The organism is Ruegeria sp. YKSF070 (genome assembly GCF_059612725.1).
In genome coordinates, this window is sequence record NZ_JBXWRD010000050.1 from 21804 (window position 1) to 28547 (window position 6744).

Sequence of the window (6744 nt, forward strand, 5' to 3'; positions counted from 1 at the left end):
CCTTTCATTCACCCGTCGCATCGCGTCAATGACCGCCGGAAAGCACAAGGGTTTTCACCGGCATCAACAGCACACGCAGCCGCAGGCCTGCGGCATGCACCACGCCGATTGTGTCCACCACGTGCAGGAAAGCGCGTTCGAAGCCACCCAGATCGGGGTCATGCTCCAGCCGGTCATGGTTGTTGGTGTACACATTGGCAAGGCAGGCGCTGCCCGGCGGCAACAGATCGGCCCCGCCTTCATAGAGCGGCTCCAAATAGACGGTCACGCTGCCGGGCGTCAGGTTCTTGGCCGGGTCGCGCAGCACGTCGCTGGGGTGGATCTGTCCCGAGGGGATCACGTCCTGCACCGCCACCACCACCATGGGAACGATGGTAAAGGGCTTGGTCATGCACCCGATCTCGCCGACCATGCCCGGTTTTATCACTTGTGCCGCCATCTGATTGAACCCGGCCTGGAACCGGCCCCGGCCCGAATCCGACGGCACCAAAAGGCCGGCGGGCCGCAACAGCGGGCTGACATAGTCGCCGACCTGAAGCCCGAACTGTTCGATCCGGCCATCGACCCCCGCCACGATCAGCGTCTTGCCCAGCTCGGCCTGGGCCAGTTCCAGCTGCGCCTGGGCGCTGGCCATCTGGGCCGGAATCAGCACCTCGATCTGCTGCTCAGCCGCCGCCTTGCTGGCCTCGGCCGCCAGCAACATAGCCTCGCGTTCGCTCACCAGATTGTCGAGCCGCTCGATCTCGGTCAGGCGGACCGCGCTCGATCCCTGATCCTTGAGCGTCTGGTTGCGGGCCAGGTCCTCTTGCGCCTGGGTCAGCGCAGCGCGCGCCTGGGCAATGCCCGCATCCGCCATGGCCAGATCGGTCAGCGCCAGTTTGCTTGCCGCCTCGATCTGGGCAATGCCAGCATTTGCCGCCTCGACCGCTGCCTGTTGCGACAGCCCTTCGAGCCGCAGGATGGGCTGGCCCGCCTCGATCAGCTGGTTGTTTTCCACAAAGACCTCTTCGACGCGTCCGCCCACCTGCGGCAGAATCGTCACCGTACGGAAATACGAGGTCACCGCATTGGTCGCCGGGTGGAAATAGAACAGCGTGGTCAGAACCATCAGGGTCAGCATGGCACAGCTGGTCAGGCCCCAGCGCAATTCATACCAGACCGAGAACAGGGTCAACTCATGACCAATTCGTTTGCCCTGGACATAGCGGCGGAACAGATAGTCCGGCAATAGCGTGACAAGCGCGCAGAGTATCGTTTCGAGCATGGATCAGTGCCCCTTTGTCGCGGCGGCAGGATGGGAATGCGGTTCTGCGACCGTCTCCGGCGGCGAACTGTCCTGCATCGCGGAATCGGAGCCGCGCGCGCGGATCGCATCGGCAATGGCGCGCAGCGGTGCGGCCAGATCGGGAATCTGGAACCCCGCCACCAGAACCGCAGCCACCCAGAACACGTTGTTATGAGTAAAGAGCGCCAGCAGCGCCAGAATTCCCACCAGCTGGAACTGGGAATGGTTGCTTTTGTGGGCCATGCGTTCTGGCAGGGCATGCAGGGTAAAATAACCAACGCCGATCAGCAGGATCAGGCCTATGGTAAAGACGGCCATGAAACCCAGCAGGAAATCACTGCCGTCGGCGGCCACGATATAGGACGGCACATGTCCGGATGCCATCGGATGTATGTTCTCCGCGCTCAAACTGCTCTCCCGAAAACATTTAATCAGTCAGCGCAACTATGCGCCGCCGGAACCGCAGGGTGCAAGCCGTCGCGATCAAATAGGATTTGATCTTTTCGACCCTTTCGGTGCGTGCCATTGTCCGCGCATGACATCGCTCCTCACCACCCCCGACGGCAGCCCGGCAAGCGCTTTTGCCTATGGTACAATGCAATTTGGCGGCCGCGCCGACGCGGCGGCATCGGCCGCCATGTACGCCGCCTGCCGCGCCGCCGGCCTCAGCCATTTCGACACCGCCTATGTGTATACCGGCGGCCAGTCCGAGACCCTTTTGGGAGAGATGATCCGGGCCGAGCGCGAACGGCTCTTGATCGCCACCAAGGTGGGCTATGACGGAGGCGCGGGCGCGGCCAACATGCGCGCGCAATTCGATGTTTGCCGACAGCGGCTGGGTCTCGACATGGTCGATGCGCTTTATCTGCATCGGTTTGACCCCGATACCGACCTGAACGAAACGATGGAGTGTTTTGCGCGGCTGCGTGATGAGGGGAAGATCCGCTATGTCGGCCTGTCGAATTTCGCCGCCTGGCAAGTGATGAAGGCAGTCGCTGTGGCCGGTCTGTTCGACCTGCGCATCGACCTGGTGCAGCCAATGTACAACCTGGTCAAGCGCCAGGCCGAGGTCGAGATCCTGCCGATGTGCGCCGATCAGGGGATCAATGTAGCCGCCTATTCGCCGCTGGGCGGCGGGCTCTTGACCGGGAAATACGCCAGCGGCGGTGCCGGACGGCTGACCGAGGATCACCGCTATGCCGCGCGCTATGGGCTGGACTGGATGCCGCGCGCGGCCGAAGCGCTGGCCGAGATCGGGGCCGAGTTGGGCGTCGATCCGGCGACGCTGGCGGTGACCTGGGTGGCGGCCAGCCCGCTGAGCGCGCAACCCATCGTCTCGGCCCGTTCAGCCGAGCAGTTGCGCCCCTCGCTGGCGGCAATGGAATTTGAGATGTCGCCTGAGCTTTATGCGCGGGTTACGGCGCTGAGCCCGACGCCGCCGCCGGCAACCGACAGGATCGAGGAACAGGCATGATCGACTTTCTGGTGATTGGCGGCGGCGTCGCGGGCCTGAGCGCGGGTGCGCGCCTGTCGGCGCATGGCAAGGTAACCGTGCTGGAGGCCGAGGAGGCATTAGGATATCACGCTTCGGGCCGCTCGGCGGCGCTGTTCGAGGCGGCTTATGGCAAGCCTGCGGTGGTGGCGCTGAACCGGGCCAGCGCTTATTATCACCACGCCGCCAATGGCGGTTACCTGACCCCGCGCGGGTTGATGCTGGTGGGTGGCGCAGATCAGGCGAATGCGTTTCAGACGGATGTCGCCGACATGGAGATGACGCCGATTTCGGTGGACGAGGCCCGCGCAATGGTGCCGATCCTGAACCCGGAAACGGTGGTCTACACCGCCTATCATGCCGAGGCCTGGGATATCGACACCGACCGGCTGATGCAGGATTTCGCGCGTGTCATTCGCGCCAATGGCGGCGCGGTGCTGACCCGGCAGCGGGTAACCCGGATCTCGCGTGGCACGGTCTGGCAGGTCGAGGCGGGTGACGTGTTCGAGGCGCGCAACATCGTCAACGCCGCCGGTGCCTGGGCCGATCAGGTAGCGGTGATGGCGGGGGCGGCACCCATCGGTTTGCAACCCTATCGCCGTTCCATGGCGCGTATCCCCGCGCCGGGCGGTCATGACCTGAGCGGCTGGCCGATGCTGATGGGCGTCGGCGAGACCTGGTATGCCAAGCCCGATGCGGGCAAGCTGATCGTCTCGCCTGCCGAGGCCGACCCGGTCGAGCCGCAGGACGCCTGGGCCGATGACATGGTGCTGGCCGAGGGGCTGGCGCGCTATCAGGAAATGGTGACCGAGGAAGTCACCCGGATGGACAGCAACTGGGCGGGCTTGCGCAGTTTTGCCCCCGACCGGGTGCTGGTGCTGGGGCCGGACCCGGACCAGCGCGATTTCATCTGGTGCGCCGGTCAGGGCGGCTATGGGTTCCAGACCTCGCCTGCGGCGTCGCAGCTGCTCTGTGACCTGGTGACAGGGGCCGCACCCGAGATCGAGGCCGGGGTGGTGGCGCAGTTGCGGCCGGAGCGCCTGAGATGAGCCGCAAGCCGCCCTCAGTCGCCAGTATCGCCACGACTGGTGAAGGTGCGCGCATGTTCGCGCCCGCCGCAGATCGGAACACGGGGGTGCTCTGCGATCTGCTGGAGCAGGTGGCCCCGCATAAGGGTCGCGCGCTGGAACTGGCTAGCGGCACCGGCCAGCATGTCAGCGCCTTTGCCGAACGGCTTCCGGGGCTGTATTGGCAACCGACCGAGGTGGATGCCCAGCGTCGCGCCAGCATCGACGCCTATTGCGAAGGCCTGGAAAATGTCGCGCCCGTGCAGGAGCTGAACGCGACGCGCCCCGGCTGGGGCGCGGATTGGGCGGGTCAGGATCTGGTGGTTCTGATCAACCTGCTGCACCTGATTTCCGAAGCTGAGGCCGCGACCCTGGTCACCGAGGCCGCCGCCGCGCTGGCGCCCGGCGGGCGGCTGGTGATCTATGGCCCGTTCATGCGGGCGGGCGAGTTGACCAGCGAGGGTGACGTGCGGTTCCATGCCGCGCTGACCGCCGAAGACCCCGAAATCGGCTACAAGGACGATTTCGACATCATCGACCTGATGCAGCGCGCCGGGCTGGAAATGGCCGAGGTTGTCGAGATGCCCGCCAACAACCTGGCCCTGATCGCGGAAAAGCCGCGCATCTGATCCAGATCAAGGCCGCCATCGCCAACGTCCATACATATGCCGATGAACAGATATGTAGGGGATATTCCAATGAGCTGGAACGACAAGCTGGCAGCCACCCGCGCGGGGCTGCGCAATCTGCATGGTGCCATTCCCGACACCGCCCGCGCCTTTGGTGCATTGGGCAAGACGGTAAAGGAAGGCGGCACGCTGGATTTCAAGACCAAGGAATTCGTGGCGCTTGGCATCTCGATCGCCTCGCGTTGCGAGCCCTGCATCTCTCTGCATGTCGAGGCGCTGGTCAAGGCCGGTGCCAGCCGCGAGGAACTGTCCGATGTGCTGGCCATGTCGATCCAGATGGGCGGTGGGCCGTCGATGATGTATGCCGCCAAGGCGCTGGAGTGTTTCGACGAACTGGTCGGGTGAGCCGAACGCATGTAGCGGGCAGAGAAGCAAACCGCGTCTTTGCCCGCTACCATTGCCACCCCGCCGGGAGCCCTCCCCAAAATTGGAATATCTGACGATTTGTGGTCTACTGGCCTTCGGTTCATTCCAACGAGGTGCCAATGGAACGCAGATTGGCTGCCATCATGGCCGTGGATGTCGTGGGGTTTGCGGGACTTGTCGCGCAGAACGAGACCGATGCGCTGAAGCGATTGGGCGATCTGACCGACGCTGTGATAGAACCTCAGGTTCAGGGGCATCGGGGACGGGTCTTCAAGACACTCGGGGACGGCTTTCTGGCGGAGTTCTCAAGTACGGTGGAGGCCATCAACTGTGCCATCAGCCTGCAAAAGGCGATGGCGTCATCCGGAGATCCCGACAAGGACACAAGCAGGTTCCGACTGCGGATCGGTGTTTCGGTCGGGGATGTGGTCGTGCAGGACGGCGATCTTCTTGGAGATGGGGTGAACACCGCCGCGCGGCTGGAGGCCTTGTCGGAGCCCGACGGACTGGCCATTTCGGCCGAAGTTCTGGCGCAAATTCGCGGCAAGTTGAACCTACCACTGGTGGATATCGGATACCAACGCGTGAAGGATACGGATGCGCCGATCCATGTATACAAGACCGCAACAGGCAAGAGCGGAGACCATGGGTTGTTCGATTTTGCCGAGGACGAGATGTCGGTCACGCATATCACGGGCGGATGCCTGTGCGGTGCGGTGCGGTTCGAAATCAACGCCCCACCGATCAGCACGGGGTATTGTCATTGCCGGTTGTGCCAGAAATTCTCCGGCGCCCCGATGAGCGCCTGGACCGCGTTTCCTGCTGCGGCTGTGCGGTTCCTCGAGAACAGTCCCCGCTTTTTCAGGTCGTCTGCGATCGCCGAGCGCGGGTTCTGCCCTGAATGCGGATCGAGTCTGGCGTTCCGGATGATAAAACCTCGGCCGACTGCCTTTCTGGTCTTGTTCACATCCTGCCTCGACGAGCCCGGCAATTTCCCCCCGGCGGCCCATAGCGGCATCGAAAGCAAGATGCCTTGGCTGGACATCCTGGACGACCTGCCGCGCACGCAATGTTCGGAATCGCGGGTCCTGATGGAAGCCTGGTCATCGGTCGGGCTGTCCGACCCCGAGGACTGGGGGCCAGTTACGCGTCGGCGACGTTGAAGACCGCGCCCTCTCGCCGGTGGTGACAATTCAGCCGTAGATATGGCCGCCCAGGTATTTGCCACCATTGTCGCAACAGAAGGTGACGATGCGTTTGCCCGGCCCGATCTCTTGCGCCAGCTGTATTGCGGCAACCACGTTCAGACCGGTTGACCCACCGCCGAACACACCGGTTTCCCGCGCCATGCGCCGGCACATCTCGAAGCCCTGCTCCTGGTCGATGGCGCGAATTCCGCACAGCCGTGTGCGATCGAGAAACGGCGGCTCAAAGCCGACCCCCACCCCTTCGACCCGGTGCGCGCCGCCCTTGCCTGTGGTCAGCAGCGGTGATTGCAGCGGCTCCAGCGCAATCACCTGCGGTGTGGCTCCGGCCTGTGTCAGGCCATCAGCCGCCCCCATCAGCGCCGCCCCGGTTCCGACCGCCGAGACCAGAACATCGACCTGTCCATCCAAGGCTTTGGCGATCTCCTGGCCCATCGGTTCGTACCCCGCACGCACGTCGAACGAGCCGAACTGATCGGCGTAATAGCTGCCGGGCTCCCCGGCCAGCGCATGCGCGCGCGCTTTCATCCGCTGGATCAGGTCGGGTGTGATGCCCCGGCCCTGGCTCTCCTCGACCAGAACCTCGGCGCCAAACGCCTCCATCGCCTGCCGCTTGCTGGCCGAGAAGGCATCGGAGAAC

The 6744-nt window shown here is 64.0% G+C and carries 8 protein-coding genes; 5 read left to right on the forward strand and 3 right to left on the reverse strand.

The features are described 5' to 3' along the window. Window positions 1-25 precede the first annotated feature (25 nt). Both AC2FL1_RS19330 and AC2FL1_RS19335 read right to left on the reverse strand, forming a co-directional pair. Complete coding sequence (locus tag AC2FL1_RS19330) at window positions 26-1264, reverse strand: HlyD family secretion protein (RefSeq protein WP_496825888.1); 1239 nt, start codon at window positions 1262-1264, stop codon at window positions 26-28. A gap of 3 nt (window positions 1265-1267) precedes the next feature. Further along, window positions 1268-1669 carry a hypothetical protein gene (locus AC2FL1_RS19335; RefSeq protein WP_496878000.1) on the reverse strand — a complete coding sequence of 134 codons (402 nt, stop codon included), beginning with the start codon at window positions 1667-1669 and terminating at the stop codon, window positions 1268-1270. A 151-nt stretch (window positions 1670-1820) separates the two neighbouring features. Between AC2FL1_RS19335 and AC2FL1_RS19340 the strand changes: the two genes are divergently transcribed. From AC2FL1_RS19340 to AC2FL1_RS19360, 5 genes are all read left to right on the forward strand, one after another. Next, the gene (locus AC2FL1_RS19340; RefSeq protein WP_496878001.1) at window positions 1821-2759 is read left to right on the forward strand and encodes an aldo/keto reductase; all 939 of its coding nucleotides are present in this window, start codon (window positions 1821-1823) and stop codon (window positions 2757-2759) included. Then, window positions 2756-3826: an NAD(P)/FAD-dependent oxidoreductase gene (locus AC2FL1_RS19345; protein WP_496878002.1), complete on the forward strand. Its 1071-nt coding sequence runs from the start codon at window positions 2756-2758 to the stop codon at window positions 3824-3826. The genes AC2FL1_RS19340 and AC2FL1_RS19345 overlap by 4 nt, the downstream gene beginning before the upstream one ends. After that, window positions 3823-4473, forward strand: coding sequence for a DUF938 domain-containing protein (locus AC2FL1_RS19350; protein ID WP_496878003.1), 651 nt, complete (start codon window positions 3823-3825; stop codon window positions 4471-4473). Before AC2FL1_RS19345 ends, AC2FL1_RS19350 begins: the two co-directional genes overlap by 4 nt. Before the next feature lie 69 nt (window positions 4474-4542). Continuing rightward, window positions 4543-4878 (forward strand): carboxymuconolactone decarboxylase family protein, encoded by a 336-nt coding sequence (locus tag AC2FL1_RS19355; RefSeq protein ID WP_263388771.1) that lies wholly within the window; start codon window positions 4543-4545, stop codon window positions 4876-4878. 140 nt (window positions 4879-5018) lie between these two features. Continuing rightward, window positions 5019-6062, forward strand: coding sequence for a GFA family protein (locus AC2FL1_RS19360; RefSeq protein WP_496878004.1), 1044 nt, complete (start codon window positions 5019-5021; stop codon window positions 6060-6062). Between the two features lie 30 nt (window positions 6063-6092). On the opposite strand, the gene AC2FL1_RS19365 is transcribed toward AC2FL1_RS19360, so the two are convergent. Then, a partial coding sequence (locus AC2FL1_RS19365; protein WP_496878005.1) for a PLP-dependent cysteine synthase family protein occupies window positions 6093-6744 on the reverse strand: 652 nt, incomplete at its 5' end.